At 66.2% G+C, this 21,288-nt stretch carries 20 protein-coding genes and 1 tRNA gene; 8 read left to right on the forward strand and 13 right to left on the reverse strand.

Annotated features, from left to right (window positions below):
- The first annotated feature begins 84 nt into the window (after nt 1–84).
- The gene (locus QX135_RS02540; RefSeq protein ID WP_316233925.1) at nt 85–1,767 is read left to right on the forward strand and encodes an MFS transporter; all 1,683 of its coding nucleotides are present in this window, start codon (nt 85–87) and stop codon (nt 1,765–1,767) included.
- 75 nt (nt 1,768–1,842) lie between these two features.
- Here the strand turns inward: QX135_RS02540 and QX135_RS02545 are convergent, their stop codons facing one another.
- Complete coding sequence (locus tag QX135_RS02545; RefSeq protein WP_316233926.1) at nt 1,843–2,844, reverse strand: NADP-dependent oxidoreductase; 1,002 nt, start codon at nt 2,842–2,844, stop codon at nt 1,843–1,845.
- A 136-nt stretch (nt 2,845–2,980) separates the two neighbouring features.
- The gene (locus tag QX135_RS02550) at nt 2,981–3,571 is read right to left on the reverse strand and encodes a TetR/AcrR family transcriptional regulator (RefSeq protein ID WP_316163031.1); all 591 of its coding nucleotides are present in this window, start codon (nt 3,569–3,571) and stop codon (nt 2,981–2,983) included.
- A 105-nt stretch (nt 3,572–3,676) separates the two neighbouring features.
- Here QX135_RS02550 and QX135_RS02555 point away from each other — a divergent pair, with 105 nt between their 5' ends.
- On the forward strand, nt 3,677–4,483 hold the full coding sequence (locus tag QX135_RS02555; protein ID WP_316233927.1) for an oxidoreductase: 807 nt from the start codon (nt 3,677–3,679) through the stop codon (nt 4,481–4,483).
- 74 nt (nt 4,484–4,557) lie between these two features.
- On the opposite strand, the gene QX135_RS02560 is transcribed toward QX135_RS02555, so the two are convergent.
- Nucleotides 4,558–4,773, reverse strand: a complete 216-nt coding sequence (locus QX135_RS02560; protein ID WP_315811878.1) for a hypothetical protein — start codon at nt 4,771–4,773, stop codon at nt 4,558–4,560.
- Between the two features lie 115 nt (nt 4,774–4,888).
- A complete protein-coding gene (locus tag QX135_RS02565; RefSeq protein ID WP_315740486.1) occupies nt 4,889–5,176 on the reverse strand; it encodes a hypothetical protein in 288 nt (95 codons plus the stop codon).
- A 321-nt stretch (nt 5,177–5,497) separates the two neighbouring features.
- Here QX135_RS02565 and QX135_RS02570 point away from each other — a divergent pair, with 321 nt between their 5' ends.
- Entirely contained in the window at nt 5,498–6,544 is a 1,047-nt protein-coding gene (locus QX135_RS02570) for a polysaccharide deacetylase family protein (RefSeq protein ID WP_316230352.1), read from the forward strand.
- Nucleotides 6,545–6,623: 79 nt separating this feature from the next.
- Here the strand turns inward: QX135_RS02570 and QX135_RS02575 are convergent, their stop codons facing one another.
- On the reverse strand, nt 6,624–7,040 hold the full coding sequence (locus QX135_RS02575; RefSeq protein WP_316233928.1) for a hypothetical protein: 417 nt from the start codon (nt 7,038–7,040) through the stop codon (nt 6,624–6,626).
- Between the two features lie 431 nt (nt 7,041–7,471).
- On the opposite strand from QX135_RS02575, the gene QX135_RS02580 reads away from it, so the two are divergent.
- Nucleotides 7,472–8,050 carry a hypothetical protein gene (locus QX135_RS02580; protein ID WP_316163035.1) on the forward strand — a complete coding sequence of 193 codons (579 nt, stop codon included), beginning with the start codon at nt 7,472–7,474 and terminating at the stop codon, nt 8,048–8,050.
- A gap of 26 nt (nt 8,051–8,076) precedes the next feature.
- On the opposite strand, the gene QX135_RS02585 is transcribed toward QX135_RS02580, so the two are convergent.
- The 3 genes from QX135_RS02585 to QX135_RS02595 form a co-directional block, all read right to left on the reverse strand.
- A complete protein-coding gene (locus tag QX135_RS02585; RefSeq protein WP_316233929.1) occupies nt 8,077–9,480 on the reverse strand; it encodes a GSCFA domain-containing protein in 1,404 nt (467 codons plus the stop codon).
- 602 nt (nt 9,481–10,082) lie between these two features.
- The gene (locus QX135_RS02590) at nt 10,083–10,583 is read right to left on the reverse strand and encodes a DUF4411 family protein (RefSeq protein WP_316233930.1); all 501 of its coding nucleotides are present in this window, start codon (nt 10,581–10,583) and stop codon (nt 10,083–10,085) included.
- A complete protein-coding gene (locus QX135_RS02595; RefSeq protein WP_316233931.1) occupies nt 10,580–11,761 on the reverse strand; it encodes an XRE family transcriptional regulator in 1,182 nt (393 codons plus the stop codon). Before QX135_RS02595 ends, QX135_RS02590 begins: the two co-directional genes overlap by 4 nt.
- 249 nt (nt 11,762–12,010) lie before the next feature.
- On the opposite strand from QX135_RS02595, the gene QX135_RS32410 reads away from it, so the two are divergent.
- Entirely contained in the window at nt 12,011–12,268 is a 258-nt protein-coding gene (locus tag QX135_RS32410) for an HNH endonuclease (protein WP_410053216.1), read from the forward strand.
- A 1,077-nt stretch (nt 12,269–13,345) separates the two neighbouring features.
- Here QX135_RS32410 and QX135_RS02600 read toward each other — a convergent pair.
- From QX135_RS02600 to QX135_RS02620, 5 genes are all read right to left on the reverse strand, one after another.
- Nucleotides 13,346–13,504, reverse strand: coding sequence for a hypothetical protein (locus QX135_RS02600; RefSeq protein WP_316233932.1), 159 nt, complete (start codon nt 13,502–13,504; stop codon nt 13,346–13,348).
- A 402-nt stretch (nt 13,505–13,906) separates the two neighbouring features.
- Nucleotides 13,907–13,982, reverse strand: a tRNA-Thr gene (locus QX135_RS02605).
- Nucleotides 13,983–14,129: 147 nt separating this feature from the next.
- Complete coding sequence (locus QX135_RS02610; protein ID WP_316233933.1) at nt 14,130–16,022, reverse strand: heme biosynthesis protein HemY; 1,893 nt, start codon at nt 16,020–16,022, stop codon at nt 14,130–14,132.
- 7 nt (nt 16,023–16,029) lie between these two features.
- Nucleotides 16,030–17,331 carry a hypothetical protein gene (locus QX135_RS02615; RefSeq protein WP_316233934.1) on the reverse strand — a complete coding sequence of 434 codons (1,302 nt, stop codon included), beginning with the start codon at nt 17,329–17,331 and terminating at the stop codon, nt 16,030–16,032.
- A 50-nt stretch (nt 17,332–17,381) separates the two neighbouring features.
- Nucleotides 17,382–18,110 carry a uroporphyrinogen-III synthase gene (locus tag QX135_RS02620; RefSeq protein ID WP_316178780.1) on the reverse strand — a complete coding sequence of 243 codons (729 nt, stop codon included), beginning with the start codon at nt 18,108–18,110 and terminating at the stop codon, nt 17,382–17,384.
- 140 nt (nt 18,111–18,250) lie between these two features.
- On the opposite strand from QX135_RS02620, the gene tsaD reads away from it, so the two are divergent.
- The 3 genes from tsaD (at nt 18,251) to QX135_RS02635 (ending at nt 21,244) form a co-directional block, all read left to right on the forward strand.
- The gene (gene tsaD, locus QX135_RS02625; protein ID WP_316178782.1) at nt 18,251–19,318 is read left to right on the forward strand and encodes a tRNA (adenosine(37)-N6)-threonylcarbamoyltransferase complex transferase subunit TsaD; all 1,068 of its coding nucleotides are present in this window, start codon (nt 18,251–18,253) and stop codon (nt 19,316–19,318) included.
- 219 nt (nt 19,319–19,537) lie between these two features.
- Nucleotides 19,538–20,518, forward strand: coding sequence for an NAD(P)H-dependent glycerol-3-phosphate dehydrogenase (locus QX135_RS02630; protein ID WP_316178784.1), 981 nt, complete (start codon nt 19,538–19,540; stop codon nt 20,516–20,518).
- A 312-nt stretch (nt 20,519–20,830) separates the two neighbouring features.
- On the forward strand, nt 20,831–21,244 hold the full coding sequence (locus tag QX135_RS02635; RefSeq protein WP_315797922.1) for an EVE domain-containing protein: 414 nt from the start codon (nt 20,831–20,833) through the stop codon (nt 21,242–21,244).
- The last annotated feature ends 44 nt before the right edge of the window (nt 21,245–21,288 follow it).

Genomic DNA, 21,288 nt, shown 5'->3' on the forward strand with positions numbered 1-21,288 from the left:
GCGGCGGACATTCGCAGGCATCACATACGTCCGGGCGGAATCAAGCGATAGTTCAATGCGGACGGACGACGTGGACGGAACGGCATGAATGCGCCGCAGAAACGTGAGCTGTTTGCGGCCGAGAGCATCGCCGCGCCGCTGCGGCACGCTGTGTTCCGTCGCATCTGGCTGGCGAGCCTGCTGTCGAATCTGGGCCTGCTGATTCAGGCCGTGGGCGCCGCCTGGGCGATGACGCAGATGACGTCGTCGGCCGACAAGGTGGCGCTGGTGCAGACCGCCTTAATGCTGCCGGTCATGTTCATCTCGATGCCGGCCGGTGCCATCGCCGACATGTATGACCGGCGCATCGTCGCGCTGGTTGCGCTTGCGGTGGCCCTGGGCGGCGCCACCACCCTGACCGTGCTGGCCTGGCTCGGCCTCGTGACCCCAGAGCGGCTGCTGGCGCTGTGCTTCGTGATCGGCAGCGGCATGGCGCTGATGGGGCCGGCGTGGCAATCCTCGGTCAGCGAGCAGGTGCCGCCAGAGACGCTGCCGGCGGCAGTCGCGCTGAACGGCATCAGCTACAACATCGCCCGCAGCTTCGGCCCGGCCATCGGCGGCGTCGTGGTCGCCGCTGCCGGCGCGGTCGCAGCCTTTGCGGCGAATGCGCTGCTGTATCTGCCGCTGCTGGCCGCGCTGTTCCTGTGGCGGCGCGTGGTCGAACCGAGCCGGCTGCCGCGCGAGCCGCTCAACTGCGCCATCGTCTCTGGCGTCCGTTATATCATCCATTCGCCGTCGATCCGGATCGTGCTGATCCGCACGCTGGTCACCGGCATCATCGGCGGCTCGATCTCGGCGCTGATGCCGCTGGTCGCGCGCGACCTGCTGCATGGCGGCGCGCAGACCTATGGCATCATGCTGGGCGCCTTCGGCATGGGCGCCGTGGTCGGCGCCCTCAACATCGGGGAGATCAGGAAGCGGCTGTCCGGTGAGGCCGCGATCCGCACCTGCGCGCTGACCTTGGGCGCGGCCACTGCCGCCGTCGCACTCAGCACCGCGCCGGTGCTGACGGCGGCGGCGCTCGTCATCGCCGGCGCGGTGTGGATGCTGGCGGTGGCGCTGTTCAACATCGGCGTGCAGCTTTCGGCGCCCCGCTGGGTCGCGGGCCGCGCGCTGGCGGCATTTCAGGCGGCGATCTCCGGCGGCATCGCGATCGGCAGCTGGGGCTGGGGCCGCCTCACCGACGCCGCCGGCGTCGAGGTCGCGCTGCTGGTGTCGGGCGCGCTGATGATGGTGTCGCCGCTGCTCGGCCTGTGGCTGCGGATGCCGCCGATCGGCGCCCGCAACGAGGACGGCGAGACCTTGGCCGATCCGGAGGTGCAGCTCGAGCTGACGCCGCGCTCGGGGCCGCTGGTGGTCGAGATCGAGTACCGCGTCGCCGAGGACAATGCCCGCGCCTTCCACGACCTGATGCAGGACGTGCAGCTCAGCCGCCAGCGCAACGGCGCCTATGGCTGGTCGATCGCCCGCGACATCGCCGATCCCGAATTATGGACAGAGCGCTATCACTGCCCGACCTGGATCGACTATCTGCGTCAGCGCAACCGCTCGACCCGCGCCGAGCGCGAGCTGCACAAGCGCGCGATCGACTTCCACATCGGCACCGACCCGGTGCGCATCCGCCGCATGCTGGAACGCCCATTCGGCTCGGTCCGGGCCAAGGAGGATATCGACCGCACCGCCGAGCAGGCACCGGCCGTTGCGTCAGCGGCCCGCAGCGGGCCCTAGAACGGCGGGGGCAAGCGTAGCCTTCGCGAGCTATGTCCGCTTCAGGATCGCTGTCAGCTGCAATCAAGAAACCCGCTACTGCACCTTGATCACGACCTTGCCCTTTGCACGGCCGGTCTCGACATAGGCGAGCGCCTCGGGCGTCTGGGTGAAGGGGAATATCTTGTCGACGACGGGGCGAATCGCGCCGCTATCGATCAACCCGGCGATCTGCTCGAGTTGCCGGCCATCGGCGTGCATGAACAGGAATGAATAGTCAACGCCGAGGCTCTTTGCCCTCTTGCGCACGCTGCGGCTCAACAGCCGGATAACAAGCTTCAGAACGGCGTTCAGCCCGAGAGCCGTGGCAAAGGGCGGATCGGGCGGCCCCGAAATCGAGACAAGGCGGCCGCCTTGCTTCAGGACGTTCAGCGATTTCGCAAGCGTCTTCGGATCCTGGCTGTGCAGCACGACGTCGTAGCCCGAGAGAACTTTTTCGAAGTCCTGGGTCGTGTAGTCGATCACGACATCGGCGCCGAGGCTGTTGACGAGGGCGGCGTTCTTCGCACTCGTCGTCGTCGCGACCGTCGCCCCCAGATGCTTGGCAAGCTGGATCGCGATCGTACCGACTCCGCCGGAGCCAGCCTGAATGAAGACCTTCTCGCCCGGCTTCACCTTCGCGACATCGACCAGAGCCTGCCACGCCGTCAGCGCGACCAGCGGCACGGACGACGCCTCTTCCATCGTCAGTGTGCGGGGCTTGAGTGCGACATCGTCTTGGTGGATGGCGATGAATTCCGCGAAGGTGCCAATGCGGTGATCTCTTGGCCGGGCATAGATCTCGTCGCCGACCCTGAAGCGGCTGACCCCATCGCCGACCTTGACGACGGTCCCGGCGACGTCGTGACCGAGCACAAAGGGCAGACGGTAGGGCAGGAAGATCTTGAACTCGCCGTCCCTGACCTTCGAGTCGATCAGGTTCACGGCCGAGGCATGAACGCGAATGAGGACGTCAGCGCTCTGGACCTGCGGATTGGGCCGTTCGACGAGGCGTAGCGGGCCCTTCTTCTTGTACTTCTCGACGACGTAGGCTTTCACTGGGCTCTCCGGTCTGTGTTCCTTGCCTGGCAAGGTTTGGCTTCCGCCGTGCGATCTGCACAAATTCAGGTGTGGTCGAGGCTGATGGCGCCGCGCGTGACGTCATCGGAACGCGCACGACGCGCGCATCGGGGGTTCATTCAGACTTAGGAAGCTGATGCGCGCGAAGGCCAGCCAAGGTGCGGATCGCGAGTTTTCCGCTCCGCAGGATGCCACTCGACGCCTCTTTGTCGACTGCGCGTGCCAGCTGGAGCGTCCCGATCAGGGTCGCAAAGATCGCGCATGCCACATCTTCCCTCGCTTCGACATGGGCCGGAAGTGCTTCTGCGAGCTGCAGCACAAGGGCGCGAGACTGTTGGGCATACATGCCGCGCGTCTCTTCCGGCTGCCGCGCAAGCTCCGGTAACAGTGCCGCAGAGGCGCAGCCCTGCCCCGGATGGTCCCGGTGTTCGGGGGAAAGATAGATGTCGATCAAGCGATCGAGTCCCCCTTCGTCCAGCACCTCGCGCAGCCATACGGCCTGCCTGCCGAGGGAGTCGGAGATCGTCTCGCGGACGAGATCGGCCTTCGAAGGGAAGTGGGGATAGAAGGCGCCGTTCGTCAGGCCGGCATCCTTCATGATCGTCGCCAGACCTGAGCCCGCAATTCCATCCGTGCGGAAGCGCTCGACAGCGACGTCCATGATCCTGCGGCGCGACGTGTCTTTTCGGCCCTTTTCGTATCGCATGACGCCTTCGTCCGCATCTCTATTGCATTATGATCATAATATCACTAAACGATCATAATGCAACCCGTCTCTGACGCGAAGTCCGAGATTACGTGAGGAAAACACATGGCCGCCGTAAGAACTGCAATCGTGACCGGGGCATCCTCCGGCATCGGCTACGCTGCCGCCGAAGGTCTAGCCCGCGCGGGTTTCACGGTGTTCGGAACAAGCCGGAGGATCGCCAATGACGGCCCCCAGGGCGTCACGATGCTGGCCTGCGACGTAACCGACGAGGCGTCGGTTTCTGCGCTGATCGCAGACGTCGTCTTGAGGGAGGGGAAGATCGACCTCCTCGTCAACAACGCCGGCATCGGCATGTTCGGCGGCGCAGAGGAATCCTCGATCCCGCAATCGCAGGCGCTCTTCGACGTCAATGTCTTCGGCGTGATGCGGATGACGAATGCGGTGCTGCCGGTGATGAAACGCCAGGGCGGCGGCCGCATTCTCAACATCGGCTCCATCCTCGGGGTCATCCCGGCGCCGTACTCGGCGCATTACTCGGCCGCCAAGCATGCGATCGAGGGCTATTCGGAATCGCTCGACCACGAGGTCCGGGCCTTCAATGTCCGCGTTTCCGTCATCGAACCGGCCTATGTCCGCACCGTTTTCGATCAGAACGGCATGGAGCCCGACCAGCAGAAGGCCGAATACGATCAGGCGCGCATGGCTGTCGCGGCGCTGCTGCGGGATGTCATGCCCAAGGCCGACCTGCCGGATGTCGTCGTGAAGGTGATCATCAAGGCGGCGAGCGATCAGGTCCCGCGCCGGCGCTACACCGCAGGCAATGCGGCGCGCATGGTCAGTCTGCTGCGCCGGTTCGCAACCGCCGGACTATTCGACAAGACCCTGCGCAAGCAGTTCCGCCTCGCGTAGTCAGACGCTTCCGACCGCCTTCGGGCGGGCCGCACCAGTTCGCGAAAATTGCTGTCCGTGCTGCGGGACGGACCTTACTGCCCGTGCTCGGTCAGCACCTTCTCGCAAGCCTTCGACAGCTTGGCCCGATGCTCCTTGAGACAGGCCAGCACCGCCTGATCGCCGTTGTTCATCACCGCGCGGCAATGCCGCGAGACGTCGCGCGCGCAGGCATCCTGGCCGGGCTGCTGCTGGGCTGAGGCCGCCGACGCCATCAGGACCAGAGGAATGATCGTTAGGATTTTGTTCATGACTGGCGCCTCGCTCCCGGCATTGAAAGGTTGGCGGCGCTTTTAGTGGTCACAACCGGCCGTCGCAAGCGCCGCGGTCGCAGCCGGGGCGCGCAGGGGAGCCAAGAGCGGTTCCTCAATTGGCGTCGTTGACCTCGGCGACCTTGCCGCTGCGCCGGGAGACCTCCTTGTCGAGCACTGCGCGGCAGCCGGAGCTGAGCGACGAGCGGTTCTTGATCATGCAGGCGGTGATCGCCGGGATGTTCGGGATCTCGCTGCTGCACAGGCGGAAGGCGTCGCCGGTGCACATCTGCTGCGCTTCGGCGCTGAAGGCGAAGCTCGCAGTCGAGGTGAAGGCCGAGACGGCGGCGACGCTGATGGCGGTCAGAACGGCCTTACGCAGAACATTGGTGGACGTCGTCATGGCTGGCTCCTATTGGCGCCGCATGTCTGCGGAGCCGCGTGTTTCAATGCGCCCATCATGGCCTGATCGCTCTCTAGCAACCGTGATGCGGGTCACGCCAGATCCAAACCTGGTCGGCAGTTCCGGCAGGCCGATGGCCGCGGCGACATGTCGCTCCGGTGAACTGCCGCTTCGGCGCCGGCATCATCCTGGAAATCTTGCTCGATCCTGGTCGTGTTGGCACCGCGTTAAGGAATCGTTGGCACTAATGGAAGCTAATTGAAGGAGGCGGACAGCGTTGCGTCCGCCATCGAGTGTCTCGCGCTTTCGGGAAGAGTAACCATGCGTAATGCGTTAGGCTTGCTGCTGGCCACCGTCGTCGCGGCGTTGGCGATCACCGGTGTCTGGTACTACGTATCGAAGCCCAGCGCCGCCAAGGCCGCCGCGCAGAGCGCAGCGGCGCGGCCGTCCGAGCCGGCGCCGCCCCCTCCGGCACGCGTCGCCGCCAAGGCCGGCGCCAAGGACGATGTCGAGACGACCGGCACGATTTCCACGCGCATGGCGGCAAGCGCGCCGGCGCCCGTGCAGCCCAAATCGACCTGCGCCAATCCTGACGCGCTCGGCATCTCGCGCACCGTCATGGTCGACACCACCGGCGGCCCCGGCTTCGGCCTCGACCATTTCAAGCAGTTCGACTTCCTCGCCGACCACGAGGTGGTGCTGACCTTCGACGATGGCCCGTGGCCGGTCAACACGCCGGCGGTGCTGAAGGCGCTGGCCGACGAATGCACCACCGGCATCTTCTTCACGATCGGCAAGCATGCGACCTATCATCCGGAGATCCTGCGCCAGGTGCTGGCCGCCGGGCATGTCGTCGGCGTTCATACCTGGTCGCACGCCAATCTGAACGGCAAGAAGATGACCGACGAGACGGCCAAGGAGGAGCTCGAGAAGGGCTTCAGCGCGGTCAAGTTCGCGCTCGGCACCAACCCGGCGCCGTTCTTCCGCTTCCCGCAACTGCAGCACCGGCCCTCTGCCGTGGCCTATCTCGGAAGCCGCAATGTCGCGATGTTCTCCTGCGACGTCGACAGCTTCGACTTCCGCTCCAAGGATGCCGACCAGGTCGTCAACACCGTGATGACCGGGCTCGACAAGAAGGGCAAGGGCATCATCCTGATGCACGACTTCCAGAAGAACACTGCGCTGGCGCTGCCGACCCTGCTGCGGCGGCTCAAGGCCGGCGGCTACAAGGTGGTTGCGATGAAGCCGAAGGGCACGCTCGACACGCTCCCGGAATATGACGCGATGATCGGCCAGGATCCGAAGCTGCCGACGACAATGACCAATGCGCGGCCGATCTCGAGCGTGATCCAGACCATCTCGCAGTGATGCTCCGCTGCAGGGTCTCCTCGCGCGAAAGGCCGGGCATTCGCCCGGCCTTCTTCGTTTGTCGCCTGTTGCCGGCCGCTCACCAATAGATGCCGTGGCGATGCAGCTCGCGGACGATCCGGGCTTCAGTCCAGCTCTTGCGGCGCGTCCGGTCGGAGCGCGCCGATTTCGACCGCCGCGATGATTTCTGCACCGAGCGGGTCGGCTCGGGTGCCGGCGTCGCAGCGGCGACGGCGGGCTGTGGTGGCGTGGTTGCGGCGACCGAAGCCGCGGGAGCCGCAGGCGCAACCGGTTGCGCAATCGGCTGGACCTGGACCGCGGCTGCTGGCACCGGCGCCGGCGTGACGGTGACCTCGCCGGCCTGCTGGACATAGCTCGGCCGCGGTGCCGGAGCGGCGGCATCGCTCGACGTCATCGACAGGCTGCGCGTTCCCTCGGCCTGTGCGGCCGCGGCGGACGCGAGCATCATGGCTCCGATCAGGATCATCTTGCGCATCGTGAAAGCTCCCCTCGTTGACTGAGAGGAGGTTTAGACGCCGGCGCGACCGTCCGATGTGACCGCGGTCACGCTCGGCCCTGCAAGGGTGAATGGAGCCGGGATCTCGGCACACGTCATTGCGGACCGGCGCACCATTTTTCTCGAACCCTTTTCGCCGCCGCGGCGACTTCCGTTCAGGACGCGGGAGCTCGGGACGAGCCCATCCGGACGAGCGACCGACTGCAGCATTTGCGCGGTGGCGCCCGCGGCAGTCCTGCTTACCTGACTTTTGCTACCAGATGACCGTCACGACGCGGTGCTTCATGGGGGCCAGGGCGATCTCAAGATTGAGGTATGATTGTATGTATATGTCCTGTTCGTTGGTGCTGGTTCAGAAGATTCGCCGAATCCGATAGTCAGGGCGATCGATTCGGAGGAAGGATGCGCGCATGGGCCGGGTGATCGTTGCGATGTTCATGGCGGCCGTGACGTTGCTGGCCGCCAGCGGGCAGGGCCGGGCGCAGTCCGGCGACAACAGCGTCGAGGAGATCTATATCGCGCGGAGCGTGCGCCAGGGCCGCGTCGTGCCGTCGGATTTCTGCGCGCCGACCAAGACCGGCTTCGCGCCGGCGCTGGAGGATCAGCTCTCGATCCGTTCCGTCGGGGTCCGACCGGCTGACGGCCGCATGACCGACACCGGCGACAAGAGCATCGGCGAGATGCGGGTCTGCATCGGCCAGGCGATGGATCCGACCCTGCTCGGCACCTACACCGAGGGCCAGCTCAACGGCATCGCGTTCACCGGCATCGGCGATTGCCGGCTGGTGCGCGGCAATCTGCCGGAGGACGGCCTGCTCACCCACCGCTGCTTCCTGGCGCTGTCGGGCCTGCCTGAGCCCTATGTTGGTGGCTTCCTGGTATCGAGCTCGCTGTATTCGAAGACGCCGTTCGGACCTGAGAGCTCGCCGCCGGGCTATGCCCAGGCCGGCATCCTGGTCATCCGACTCTGGAAGAAGCGGCTGCCCTGAGGCAGCCATTCCGCACGTTCGCGCGCTCAGGCCGGCGAGAAGGTCTGCACGAAGGCGCGCACCGCCGCGGACACCTTGTCCTCCGAGACGTGCCAGGCGGCGCCGTCGTCGGCGGCGAAGAAGCTGGAGGCGTTGGAGCCGGCCCAGCGGAACACCTCGAACGACGGCCAGTACCAGATGTCCTCGAGGTTCGAGTTGTTGACGACCTCGTGCGCGACCAGCCGCATCGTGCTCTTCGACAGGCAGTCGGCCTGCACCACCGATTCATATTCGAACGAGGTCAACAGCGGCACCGGCGACACGGTGACGATCACCTTGATGCCCGGCCGGATGCTGCGGATGAACTCGATCAGATAGAGCACGTTGTCGACGTTCTCCTGCACGCTGGCGGTGCGAAACTTGTACTTCTCCGCCAGTGCCCGCGAGTTCAGCGCGGTCGGCCGGGGCAGCACGAAGGCGCCGGTCTCGCGGTCGAAGAACGCCGCGGCGACGCCGAGCGTCAGGATGAAGACGTCGGCCTGCTTGATGACGGCGAGCGTATTCTCCTTGCTCGATCCCGGCGGCAGCAGCTCGACGATGCGCTCGCGGATCTCCGGATCGATCTTGGCGTCGCGCAGCCAGTCGACGAACACGCGGTTGGCGAAGGTCGTGTTGATGTACTCCGAGATCTCCATGTGGTGGCTGGCATAGCCGCTGTCGGTGAGGCTCTTGGAGAGGTTGCGCGCGAAGCACGAGCCCATGGTGAAGAAGCGCGTGCTCTTGTCGAGGAATTTCGGCGCGGCGGCGAGGTTCACCGCGATGTGGTTGGTGATCAGCGTCTGCAGGTCGCCGAGGAAGTCCTTGGTCTCCGGATAGCGTCCGACCTTGGCGCGGCCCTTGGCTTCCTTGGCCTTGCCCTTCTTGGCGTTCGACCGCGCGAGCTCCAGCGTCTCGCGGTTGATCGGGTTGTCATAGGCCGGGTTGAGCTTGATCGCCTTCTCCAGCGCGGCGACCGCTTCCTCGAATTCGTTGCCCTGGGTCAGGATCTCGCTGAGCGAGAAATAGTCGGCCGCCTGGTTGGAGGCGTGGGCGAGCTTGCGGAACAGCTCCATCGAGCGCGTGAACGGCCCGACATGGCTGCAGCGCACGGCCGCACTGCGGATCAGGTGCAGGTTGCCCTCGCTCGGCTCGTCGAAAATCTCCGGATGCTCGTCGAGGATCGCCAGCATCATGTCGCGCGCCTCGGCGCGCCTCTTGTGCGAGCCGTCGTCGATCAGCTGCGCATAGATGAAGCGCGCGTTGATGTCCTTGGGGTCGAGCTCGAGCAGCTTCTGGAACGCGAGCTGGGCGCTGACGAAGTCCTTGTCCTCGATATATTTGTAGGCGAGCGTCCGGATCTGGCCGACGATGGATTGAAACTGGGTGTGGTTGTCGAGGGCAGTCGTGCTCATGTCGCGGGTTCGCCTTTGTCTCGCGTTGCGTCTTCGGCCGTTGATCCGGCGCCGCTGCCAGCAGCCGGTGCATCGCCAGTGCCGGTCGAATCATCACGCGCACTGGCACCGCGCCCTCGCGAGAGACGTCCCACCATGACCTCTGGATACTGATCGCCACCGGCTTGGCCGCTGGCGTACGCCCGAGCGCAACCGGCACCTGCGGGATTCGAACGCGACGGACGCGTTCGTCCGCATCGCCGCCAGCCGCCAGTGCGGGCATTCATCCCGCCGCTCGCGCCGAACGATGGCGCGATTTGGGTTAAGCAATTCTTAACCGGCGGGGGCGTGGCGGCGGAGAGGAAGCGAGGAGAAGGCTGGCGCAAAAGGGGCCTCGAACCTCCAACCGCACCATTACGAAAGGCAAAGCCGTAACCGCTAGCGAGAGACCAACGTGGTGCCCACAAACTTCCGCGCGTTGCACCCGGCGCCGTCCGAGGGTGAATAGTGCGCCGGAGTAGAAGTAGGAGCGCGCTGAGGCGCCACTGTGGAATTGATGGTCATGGACTGCATCAACGCAACCGAGCGGCCACGAAAAACAAGCGCAAGTTGTTGCAAGGCTTCTAAAACTTAAGATTTTCGGCGCGGCAATATTCGCTGAAGGTCATGTGCTTCACACCTTCGATCTTGCAGATGTCCGGGATCCGACGCTTCCGCGAAGTGCCGTTGTTGACGGCGACCTCCATGCTAACCAACGGCAACTTGAGGGTCTTCGCGAGCGCGATAATCGAGATGTCGTTTAGGCCGACAGTGCCCGCTCTACCCGTGTTCTCGGCGATGAAATCGGCGTAGGCTTCTTGCATGCGCACCGTTTCCGCGGTGTAGGCATTGTAATCCCAATCGCCTTCGCCAACTTCGAGCAACAATTCTGACTCGGCATCCTTGATGCATTGACCCACGGTCCCAACGATGTGGATCATCTCATCGTAAATTTCTCTGGTGACGGCAATCTCCCCGCTGGAAATCTTTTCTTTGATTTTAGTCCACGCAGATTCGTGTATGTCCTCCGGCATCGTTTCTAGCGGATTGGATATGCCGGATGTATCGAAGCAATGCTTTTTCATGGACCGGCGAAATGGTTTCGGATGTCAAATAGGTGCTCGAAATTTTTGATTCCCATATATTCGGCAGCGCTGTGGTTGGTGATACGTCCGGAATTCCAAGCCTCAAGCACGAGCCCGGTATAAAGATTGCCTAGAGAAGAGCGGTACCGACTGCCGTAGTACTTCGGTCGTCCGAACGACTTGTAACTAGCTTCCTGTGCGTCAAAGAGCGGCTTCTTCACACTCCAATAGAAACTGGCTTTGACATAACCTAGGTGCACCAGCCGAATGAGCATTGCATGCGGGCTAACTCGGAAGTGCGACGCGATTCCGTTTATCCACTCGTCTCGCATATCTTCAAGTTGCGGCCGGTGTGGAGGTCCCAGAAGGGCGACGACCTCGCTTCTAGGCATCAGGAACGCGGCTGCGAACTGATCACACCAGCGTTCGATCGCTGCGGCGTCTTTGCTGCGTTTACCGCTGATGCCGCTTTCCTTGAGTGAGACGTGGGCTAGTTCATGCGCGAGGGTAAACGCCTGCGCCGCTGGCGATTCGTTTCCGAATACGACAATAGGAAGCGGGGTAGCAAAAATGCAAATCCCCCGAGCTTGGAAGTCGGCCAAGCCCGAGTGCTTCAGCGTGAGTATGCCGACGCCTTCCAACTTCTTTCGGAGGATTGTTGGCAGTTGCTCTTGCCTACTCGCAGGAAGCTTGGCTTGTTCCGAAAATGGAAATGATAGAATCCGCCGAACGCGTTCGGCCGCTTCTTCTGGATCACTACCAGCCCTCGAATAGAGCTCATCGGGTATCGAAGGCGGCGCATCGTCAATCTCTTCGAACAAGTCGAGCGCATTTGTCCGCTTTGCTTCGGCCCATGCCTGGATGATTCTTAGTTCACGTGTTTCTTTTGGGTTTGGCGCGTCGCGATGAAGACGAAAGTCGGTGACGAGTTGCGGTTCTTGAATTGGCGGGGGAGTGGCTAGGAAGAATTCCAGAAATTGCCGATCGTAGAAGTCTGCGAGCGCGCGGGCTTGTCGGACGGTAGGTCCGCCCGGCGTTGACTCCCACTCGGCTATATCTTCCGCCGTCTTGCCGACGCGACGCGCGGCCTCTTCGAGCGTGCGTCCCCGCCACTCGCGTGCCCATTTGAGCATTTGCGGGTTGAGCGCAGGCTTCTGTTTTTTAGCGGCAACGGCCATTGTTCGAATCTAGGGGTTACGGCAGCTTCGGACGAGGGTATGATATCGGTTGTCCGATAAAAGTCTCTCAAAGCACGCAGAGCGAATTTGCCGCGCGCCTCGGCTTGTCGGCTGACGACATTCGGCCAGCTGAGCTGCGCACGCGCGCCGTGCAGGCCTTTGCGGCGATCCATAGCGTGAACATCGTGTGGCTACTGGAGGGAACAGGCCAGCCGCAAGGACAAGCGCGAGCTGGCCCTGGTCGTTGTGATGCGCCAAGTCCATCGCGCCGAGCTCGTCGCGGCCCTCGGTCGACCTTGCGCCTATTGCGGGGAGCCCATGGGCGCACCGACCCGTGACCATATCCGGCTGCGGTCTCAGGGTCGCACTTTGGAGCCGGCAAACAAGGTTCTGGTTTGCGACGGCTGTAATCAGAACAAAGGAAGCCGACCACTCGCGTCATGGCTCTACCGGCCGCAAAAAACCGAAGATCCGAGAGCCGCGCTCGTAGTGGGCATGCCGAGTTGAATTGGCGGCGTCATGGAAGCGCGAGGCGCGTCAGCAATGGTGACCAGTATCTAATGGCAACGGATGCGGCACCACAGCATCCGGGTGTCGCGGACGTGGAAGGGCTACTACCAGAGAATGCAAAATAAATTTGTGATCTAGATGTAGATTGGCTCCTATCAGGAGCAAAGATTGTGCCAACCACAAGATATTGTGTTTTTACGGACCAAAAACCGGCGAGAAGCCGCGAATCCTGGGGAGCAGGGATTGCGAGGAATCGAAGAATCCGGCATATAGCAAAACACCCCGCTACGAACGGGGTGTTTCACTACGGGGACGTGGTGGAATTGGTAGACACAGCGGTCTTTAAAACCGAGGCTTCGCAGGCATTACGGGTTCGAATCCCGTCGTCCCTACCGATATTCCTTAAGAAGGGCCCATTGTGGCCCTTCTTTTTTATCCAAGCAAAATCTGACACCAAAGTCGATTCGCTTTTCGCATAGAAATGTACAACAATGGAATTCCATTGCAATTACATTGTTAGACCATCGCAACAATGGCTGGGGAAACAGAGCAATTTTCAATCACGCTTCCATCAGAGGCCATCGAAATGATTGAGAAGGGGCTTATCCCATTCGGCCTGTACGGCAAGAAGCGCAGCACCGTGGCTGCCGCACTTATCCTGGACATGCTAAAACGACCGGAAATCCGCGCGATAGTTCAAGACCATATGAAGTAACCGCTAGGGCGCGACCTCCCAGAGCAGGTACTGCCCGGCCCGAATTGCATCGATTTCTGACGCTATCAGGAGCCACAACCCGCCACGATCATGTTGTTGCCGGTCCTGGTCGACGAGCGCCGCGCGGCCAAGAACGAGTTACGGTGACGCTGCACCTTTCTCATCGTCCTGCTCGGGATCCAGTTTCGCCTCGTCCTCAAGTTTGATGGCGGTCAACACGGAGCTATCGACGGTGTGTCGCGGCAACGGAGCCGCGCAGGGCGCGATTCCGAATACCAGAAATTTCGTTGACAGGGTGCCCAAATCAGTGGTTTGATCCCGCCTATCCCGCCCGCACTGAGAGGGGCGCATCGCGATCGTCACGGGACGTTGCGGCGGGGAGCGGTGGCCGCGGGGCGACGCAGCATCTCGATGGAGGTGCGGACGAACGTCGCCGCGCGGACGGTCAAGCCGTGTGGTCCCGACACCCCGACGCTGGTGTCTTGGTCGACGACGATGTCGATGACGGGGGCAAGCAAGCCCGGTCCCCTGGGAGAGCACGGAGCAGCCGTTCAAACCATTGCGCAGGGAAGGCCGGGTTGTTTCCGGCTGAGCCTGTGGTTCCTGCCCCGTGCATTTTCTTCGCACGGGGGCCGCGGGTGCCAGTCGGCACTCGGCCTTCCCTGCGCCCTCTCATTCAAGAGGACGCCAGATTGCAGCAGAGCTCGGGCCGAACCGGCCGCGAGGCTGCGGTGGCATGGCGCGAGCAAGGCTACGACGAGCGGCAGGCTGTTTGACAGGGTTGATCGGATCAGAACGCGGGGCTTAGCCGGAGCAGCGGGGGGCTCAAACGCCCGGCTTCGCCAAGCGGCTTCGCCAGGCACGCCTCGCCCTTCGGGCACCTGCGCGGCTGCGCCACGCGTAGCCCGAAGGGCGAAGCGTGGTGCCGCAAGAGGGACTCGAACCCCCGACCCCGTCATTACGAATGACGTGCTCTACCAGCTGAGCTATTGCGGCGAACCATAGCGGCGAGCGCCCGGCACGGGGACGGACGACGCGATCGCGCTCCTGATATCGGGCGAACGGCCCGTTGGCAAGGACAACGCGCGCCGCCGCGGCGCGGAAACGAACCGGTGTGACCCGGAACGGCGGGGCTGGTTGCCCTCAGCCGCCGAACCGTGACCAGAACCCGCGCCAGCCGCCGGCCTGGGCCTTGGGTGCGATCTGCTCGGCGAACTCGTCGCGGGGCTGGTCGTCGTCGTCGACGCCGGGATCGTCCGGCGGTCGCATGATCGGGACGATCGCCTGGATCGGCGTCTCCGCCGGTCGGGCGAGATCGTTGCGGGTGCGGAACAGCGGCGTCGGCGCGGTCGCCGCGGTCTCGGCCGGCTTGGCGGCCACGGCATCCGGCCCGGCCTCGGTCTCCGGCTCCGATTCGGCCTCGGCGGGGCCCGCGGCCTGCAACGGCGGCGCCGGCTCGGCGGCGATGGCCGTGGCCTCGATCAGCCTGCCGTCCTCAGCCTTGTCCACAGGGATATCCACGAGCTTGTCGACAGGCTTGTCCACTGCCTCGACCGGCTTTTCGGCCTGCTCGGGCTCGGCGGCCGCCGGCCGCGGCGGCTCGTTGTCCTGCACGGCCGGCGTGATCACCACGGGCTCGGGTGCGGCCTCGCGCGGCGGCGCGACCGCGGCTTCGGTCACGGCGGGCCGGGCCGGCGGCGCCAGCACGGCTTCGGCGAAGGCCGAGCTTTCGATCACGCTGCTGCGCTCCGAGGGCAGGCTCGCCACCGGCGTCTGCCATTGGAAGGCGTCGAGCCGGCCGGTGACCGGCGAGATCGGCTGCCAGCGATCGCTGACATAACCGTCCGCGGTCCAGGCCGGGTCGTGGCGGGCGCGCACCGCGCGCAGCGCCCATTCCCGCGCCTTGCCGGCGTCGCCATGCTCGGTGCGCTCCAGCTCGGCGATCAGCATCGCCACGCGCTGGGTCGGGTCCTCCGTGAACGGCGCCAGCGCCTCGCGGGCGCGGCCGAATTCGGCGGCGTCGATCGCCGCGCGCGCCACCGCCAGCGCGCCCTCGACATGGCCGGGCGTCCGCGCGGCCAGGTTCTCCACCCGCGCCAGCCGCTGCCGGGCCGAATCGCCGAGCCGCACATGGGCGTAGGCGTCGGCGAGATCCGGATGCGGGCACGCGGCCCAGGCGGCCTCGATGATCTTCATCGCGCGCCGCACCTGGTGCGCCTCGCTCTCGAACTTCGCCGCCAGCACCGCGGCCGGCACCAGGGTTGGCGCCAGCTTCACCGCGTCCATCGCGCTGGTGCGCGACAGGTCGCGGTCGCCGGTCTCCAGCGCCAGCGCGCGCGCCGTCAGCAGCACGCCGCGCTGACGGCGGTAGGTCGGCTTGTCGATCATGCCGGCGGTGTAGTTGCCGTCGAGGATCGAAAGCGCACCGTCCCAGTCGGCCTCGGCGCAGCGGAAGCCGAGCACCGCATGCGAGGCCCAGGTGGCGTTGGGCGCCAGCCTGAGCGCTTCGTCGGCGATCATCACCGCAGCATAGGCGTCGTCGGCGCGCTGCGCCTCGATGAACAGGCCGCGCAGGCCGAGCAGGCGCGTGTCCTGGCGCTCGGCCATGGCGCGGAAGGCCCGCCGGGCGCCGTCGCGGTCGCCTTCGAGCTGCGCCGCCTGGGCGTGCAGGAGCAGCGTCAGCGGATCGTCGCCGGCCAGCCGCCTGGCGGTGTCGGCGTGCTGCCGCGCCGCAGTCGAATCGCCGTGGCCAATCGCCAGCAGGCCGTGGGTGATGGCGTGGCGGCCGCGCTGATGCCGGCGGGCGCGGTGCGCCTTGCGGATACGGCCGGGTGCCCGCAGCAGCGCGCTGATCAGGTTCCACAGCGCGACGCAGGCGGCGATGGTGAGGCCGAGCGCGAGCACGAACACCGGCAAGGTCATGGCGATCCGCCACGGGCCCCAATTCAAGACGACGTCGCCCGTCTGCTCGGCGACCCAGGCCGAGCCCGCAGCGGCGAGCCCGACCAGGATGAGGAAAATGACGATCCGGAACATGGGCGTCCTATTGCGCGGGTTTGGCGAGCGCGGTCATCGCGTCGTCGGCGAATTTGCGGGCGGCCGACAGCGCGGCGTCGCGGGCATCGGCGCGTGCGAGCCAGTCATTGGCGGGGGCGCGATCACCAGGCGAGAGACCCTTCAGCTCGCGGCGGGCCTCGGCGAAATCGTTGCGCAGCGCCGCCGCGGTGATCCGTGCCACGACCGCGCCGCGATCGGTGCCGGCGCCGTCGGTGCGCTCGACCTTGACCAGGCTCGAGGCGCCGGCCGAGAGCTTGCTGAGGATCGAGGTCCCGGTGGTGCTCTCGGGCGCCGGCGGCGAGAGCTTCGGCACGATGGTGAGCAGCTCGCGGCTCAGTGCCGCGGGGCTCGGCACGCCGGTCGTGGCGAACGCCTCCAGCGGCTTCAGCGCGGCCGCGTCGGGCGCCAGCGATTTGGCGGTGGTCAGCGCCGCTCCATAGGGATCGCCGTGACGCACGGCGACGTCGAGCAGGGTCGCGGCGACCACGCGGCGCAACGGCGCGTCGTCGGCCGGCTTGGCCGCCTCTGCCGCCTCGGAGATCCTGGCGCGCTCCTGCGCCAGCGCCGCGCTCTGGTTCTTGCTCGCCCGCTCCAGCGCGTCGATGCGTGCGGTCAGGCCGGAGAGATCGACCGGCTCGGGTGCGGGCGCCGGCGCGGAGCCGTCGCGCGGCTGCGCCCGGACGTCGTTGAGGGCGGCCACGGTCTTGTCGGCCTGCGCGCGCAGGCCGGCGACGTCGTTGCGAAGCGCCGCCATCGCCTTGTCGGCGGCATCGAGCCGGCCGGTCACGGCGCCATCCGGCTTGCCGATGCGCTGCTCCAGCCCGGCGACGCGGGAGGTGAGCTCGTCGACCGCCGTGGCCTGCGGCGAGATCGCCGAGGGCGGTGCGACCTGCGGCCAGCCCAGCATCCAGCCGACGCCGATGACCAGCGCGGCCGCGGCCGCGCCGGAGAACGGCGCGATGATCCAGGGCGAGATCGGGCGGGGTGGCGGCGTCATGCCCGGCGGCTCGGCCGCAGCAATGGTCTCCTCGGCCCTGTCATCGGCGGCAGCAGCCGCTTCGGCGTCCGGCGCCATATGCGGGTGCGATTCGGCGGCGGTCTCCGACGAGCCTTCGGCCATCGCTGCCGCCGGAGCGGACCATGGCGAGGCGGTCGGCCGCTCGGCCGCGCTCTCGCTGGCCGACGGGCGCTCTTCGCGTGAGGTCGGTTCCAGATCGATGGTCGGCGGTGGCCGTTTCGGCCGCCCGGTGTCGGAGGCCGGTGCAGCGGTGTCGGGTTCATCGACCATGGTGGAAGTTCCCTGGCTGAGGCAAGATTGAGCAGGCCCTCTTACGCCATTCACGACCGTAGCGCACGGGTCAGGCCCTCCAGCATGTCGTTTTCATCCGGATGCGCCGCGATTGTGACCTGGGTGGCGCCGGCCTCGCGCAGCACCTCGGCGACATTGGCCGACAGGCAGCCATGGGGCACCGCCAGCGCCGAGATTTCGACGCCATCGGCCCGGATGGCGGCCACGAATGCCGCGGCACTCCGCCGCGAATAATGCAGCACCGCCTCGATCCGGTTGGCTGCGAAGGCCGCGCAGACGTCACGCGGCAGCGCCGCGACCGGCGCCATCCGGTAGACGGTCTGGGTGATCACATCGAAGCCGCGCTCGGCGAGCTCGGAAGCGAGGTCGCGCGAGATGTCGGCGCCGGCGAGATAGAGCAGGGTGGCCTTGGCGTCGACGACGCCGCTGCCGGCGATCAGGTCGCGCAACGCGGTCGCATCGGCCGCGGCCGAGATCACCTGCATGAAGCCGGCCTCGCGTGCGGCTGCGGCGGTCCGGTCGCCGACCGCGAACAGCGGCAGGCGAAGCAATGCGGACCCTCTGAGCTGCGGCGCCGCCGCGCGCAGCGCGTTCGATGACGTCACGATGACGCCGGCGGCGTCGCGGCCCGCGTCCGGCGGCAGCGCGACCGGCTCGAAGCGCAGCATCGGCGCCAGCAGCACCTCGAAGCCGCGCGCTCGCAGGGCGCTCGCGGTGCGTTCATTGTCCGGGGCGGGACGGGTCACCAGCACGGCCATGTGCTATGCTCCCGTCGAACACGGATCGGCCGGGCTGCAACGGACGGACGATTGCACCTGGCGACCTCGTGGTGTTAGGCGGTTCTGCGCACTCATAATGACCAAAAGGGTTGAGATTGGGTAACGAATCGCAAACGCTCGTGCTGGGCATCGAAACCACCTGCGACGAGACCGCCGCGGCCGTGGTGGCGCGTGATTCGGACGGCAAGGGGCAGATCCTCTCCAACGTGGTGCGCTCGCAGACCGACGAGCACGCCATCTATGGCGGTGTGGTTCCAGAGATCGCGGCGCGCGCCCATGTCGACATGCTCGACCATCTCATCGACGCGGCGATGCGCGAAGCCGCCATCGACTATGCCGAGCTCGGCGGCGTCGCGGCGGCCGCCGGCCCCGGCCTGATCGGCGGCGTCATCGTCGGCCTCACCACCGCCAAGGCGATCGCGATGGTGCACGACACGCCGCTGATCGCGGTCAACCATCTCGAGGCGCATGCGCTGACGCCGCGCCTCACCGATGCAATCGACTTCCCCTATTGCCTGTTCCTGGCCTCCGGCGGTCACACTCAGATCGTCGCCGTCGCCGGCGTCGGCGACTACGTCCGGCTCGGCACCACCGTCGACGACGCGATGGGCGAGGCGTTCGACAAGGTCGCGAAGATGCTGGGCCTGCCCTATCCGGGCGGACCGCAGGTCGAGCAGGCCGCGCGCAACGGCGATGGTCAGCGCTTTGCCTTCCCGCGTCCGATGCTGGGCCGCAGCGATGCCAATTTCTCGCTGTCCGGGCTGAAGACGGCCGTGCGCAACGAGATCGGCCGGCTCGACCAGGTGAGCGAGCAGGACATCGCCGACCTCTGCGCCAGCTTCCAGGCGGCGGTGCTGGACTCGACGGCCGACCGCCTGCGCGTCGGCCTCGACCTGTTCAAGCAGCGTTTTGGCGCGCCGACCGCGCTGGTGGCCGCCGGCGGCGTTGCGGCCAACCAGGCCATTCGCGGCGCGCTCGACGACGTCGCGCAGCAGGCCGGCACGCGGCTGATCATGCCGCCGCCCGCGCTCTGCACCGACAATGGCGCCATGATCGCCTGGGCCGGACTGGAGCGCCTCGCGCTCGGCCTCGTCGATGGCATGGACGCCGCCCCGCGGGCGCGCTGGCTGCTGGATGCGAATGCCAGCGTGCCCGGCAAGTTCGCGAATACGCGCGCGGGGTTTTGAGGTGGCTGAGTTGCGTTTGCAAGTCAGCGCGAGCCGTCAGGCTACGCGTGCATCCGTGCGCGTTGAGGAAGGCTGCTGCTCCGAACGCGGTGCGCTCCCCTCCCCCTTGCGGGGAGGGGTCGGGGGTGGGGGTAGCTCCACAAAGATTCTCGCTCGTGGCACCCCCCTCCCCAATCCTCCCCCGCAAGGGGGGAGGGAGCGCAGCCGAATCCACGGCGAATGACCCGCTTCCAAACGATCTCCGTCATCGGCGCCGGTGCGTGGGGCACGGCGCTCGCCGCCGTCGCCGCGCGTGCCGGGCGTGACGTCACGCTCTATGCCCGCGATGCCGACCACGCCGCGCGCATCGGCGCTGCCCGTGAGAACCCGCGCCTGCCCGGCATTCCCCTCGCGTCGCGCATCGCCGTGACCGCCGATCTTGCCGAGCCCGCCCGCGCCGACGCCGTTCTCATCGTCGTCCCCGCCCAGCATCTGCGCGGCGCCGTCATGCATCTCGCACCGCTGCTCCGTCCGGGCACGCCGCTGGTCGCCTGCGCCAAGGGCATCGAGCACGGCACCCATAAATTCATGACCGAGGTGATCGCGGAGGCCGCGCCGAACGCAGTCCCGGCGATCCTGTCCGGTCCGAGCTTCGCGGACGACGTCGCGCGCGGGCTCCCGACCGCGGTGACGCTCGCCGCGCCCGACGAGGCGCTCGCGGCTGATCTCGTCCATGCGCTGGGCTCGCCGACCTTCCGGCCCTATCACTCCACCGACGTGCGTGGCGTCGAAATCGGCGGCGCCGCCAAGAATGTGCTGGCGATCGCCGCCGGCATCGTTTCCGGCCGCAAGCTCGGCGCCTCGGCGCTGGCGGCGCTGACCACGCGCGGCTTCGCCGAGCTGGTGCGGCTCGGCCGCGCCTATGGCGCCCGCAGCGAAACGCTCACCGGCCTGTCCGGCCTCGGTGACCTCATCCTGACCTGCGCCGGTCCGCAGTCGCGCAACTTCGCCGCCGGCCTCGCGCTCGGCCGCGGCGAGCCGCTGCCCGCAGGAAAGCTCGCCGAGGGACAATACACCGCGCCCGTGCTGGTCGAACTCGCCACCTCGCGCGGCGTCGAGATGCCGGTGGCGCAGGCGGTGGCCGCCATTCTCGCCGGCACCGTGACGATCGATGCCGCGATCGAGGCGCTGATGATGCGCCCGTTCAAGGCGGAGGAGTGAGCGGTCCGGCTGCGCACCACATTCACCCCTCACCCTGAGGAGCCCGCCGCAGGCGGGCGTCTCGAAGGGGGAGGCCCTGATCCGGCCTCATGGTTCTCGGGGCGATGCGAGAGCATCGCCTGAACGCGCCTGCGGCGCTCCTCACCATGAGGGTTGGGCGCAGAGACCGGCGCCGCGTCATCGCTGGGCAAAAGCGCAGCGCCCCGGCTCTAAGGTGTTGACCCGGCCGTTGTCGTCTTCTTTGATCCGGCCGCCGAGCGAGGCCGTATTCCGCTCGAGACTGGCGCGACGTGATCTGAGGATCTTGCACATATGAACTACTGGCTGGTGAAATCCGAACCCTCGGTATGGTCGTGGGACCAGCAGGTGGCGAAGGGGGCCAAGGGCGAAGCCTGGACCGGCGTGCGCAACTACACGGCGCGGCAGAACCTGGTGGCGATGAAGAAGGGCGACCTCGCCTTCTACTACCATTCCAACGAGGGCAAGGAGATCGTCGGCATCGCCGAGATCATCAAGGAAGCCTATCCCGACCCGACCGACAAGACGGGCAAGTTCGTCTGCGTCGACATCAAGGCGCACAAGCCCTTCAAGACCCCGGTGACGCTCGCCGCGATTAAAACTGACAAGAAGCTGTCGGAGATGGCGCTGGTGAAGCAGTCGCGGCTCTCGGTGCAGCCGGTGACGGCGGAGGAGTGGAAGCACATATGCAAGCTGGGCGGCGTGTAGGGCGCAAGGGCTTGTGAGACACGCAAGGCGTTAGCGCCATTCGT

The organism is Bradyrhizobium sp. SZCCHNR1098, assembly GCF_032489375.1.
GTDB lineage: Bacteria > Pseudomonadota > Alphaproteobacteria > Rhizobiales > Xanthobacteraceae > Bradyrhizobium.

Bases quoted from the DNA above. Each gene is read 5' to 3' on its own strand.
- QX135_RS02540 (WP_316233925.1), top strand. From the start codon at position 85: ATGAATGCGCCGCAGAAACGTGAGCTGTTTGCGGCCGAGAGCATCGCC.
- QX135_RS02550 (WP_316163031.1), bottom strand. From the start codon at position 3,571: ATGCGATACGAAAAGGGCCGAAAAGACACGTCGCGCCGCAGGATCATG.
- QX135_RS02555 (WP_316233927.1), top strand. From the start codon at position 3,677: ATGGCCGCCGTAAGAACTGCAATCGTGACCGGGGCATCCTCCGGCATC.
- QX135_RS02560 (WP_315811878.1), bottom strand. From the start codon at position 4,773: ATGAACAAAATCCTAACGATCATTCCTCTGGTCCTGATGGCGTCGGCG.
- QX135_RS02565 (WP_315740486.1), bottom strand. From the start codon at position 5,176: ATGACGACGTCCACCAATGTTCTGCGTAAGGCCGTTCTGACCGCCATC.
- QX135_RS02570 (WP_316230352.1), top strand. From the start codon at position 5,498: ATGCGTAATGCGTTAGGCTTGCTGCTGGCCACCGTCGTCGCGGCGTTG.
- QX135_RS02575 (WP_316233928.1), bottom strand. From the start codon at position 7,040: ATGCGCAAGATGATCCTGATCGGAGCCATGATGCTCGCGTCCGCCGCG.
- QX135_RS02580 (WP_316163035.1), top strand. From the start codon at position 7,472: ATGGGCCGGGTGATCGTTGCGATGTTCATGGCGGCCGTGACGTTGCTG.
- QX135_RS02585 (WP_316233929.1), bottom strand. From the start codon at position 9,480: ATGAGCACGACTGCCCTCGACAACCACACCCAGTTTCAATCCATCGTC.
- QX135_RS02590 (WP_316233930.1), bottom strand. From the start codon at position 10,583: ATGAAAAAGCATTGCTTCGATACATCCGGCATATCCAATCCGCTAGAA.
- QX135_RS02595 (WP_316233931.1), bottom strand. From the start codon at position 11,761: ATGGCCGTTGCCGCTAAAAAACAGAAGCCTGCGCTCAACCCGCAAATG.
- QX135_RS32410 (WP_410053216.1), top strand. From the start codon at position 12,011: ATGCGCCAAGTCCATCGCGCCGAGCTCGTCGCGGCCCTCGGTCGACCT.
- QX135_RS02610 (WP_316233933.1), bottom strand. From the start codon at position 16,022: ATGTTCCGGATCGTCATTTTCCTCATCCTGGTCGGGCTCGCCGCTGCG.
- QX135_RS02615 (WP_316233934.1), bottom strand. From the start codon at position 17,331: ATGGTCGATGAACCCGACACCGCTGCACCGGCCTCCGACACCGGGCGG.
- QX135_RS02620 (WP_316178780.1), bottom strand. From the start codon at position 18,110: ATGGCCGTGCTGGTGACCCGTCCCGCCCCGGACAATGAACGCACCGCG.
- QX135_RS02630 (WP_316178784.1), top strand. From the start codon at position 19,538: ATGACCCGCTTCCAAACGATCTCCGTCATCGGCGCCGGTGCGTGGGGC.
- QX135_RS02635 (WP_315797922.1), top strand. From the start codon at position 20,831: ATGAACTACTGGCTGGTGAAATCCGAACCCTCGGTATGGTCGTGGGAC.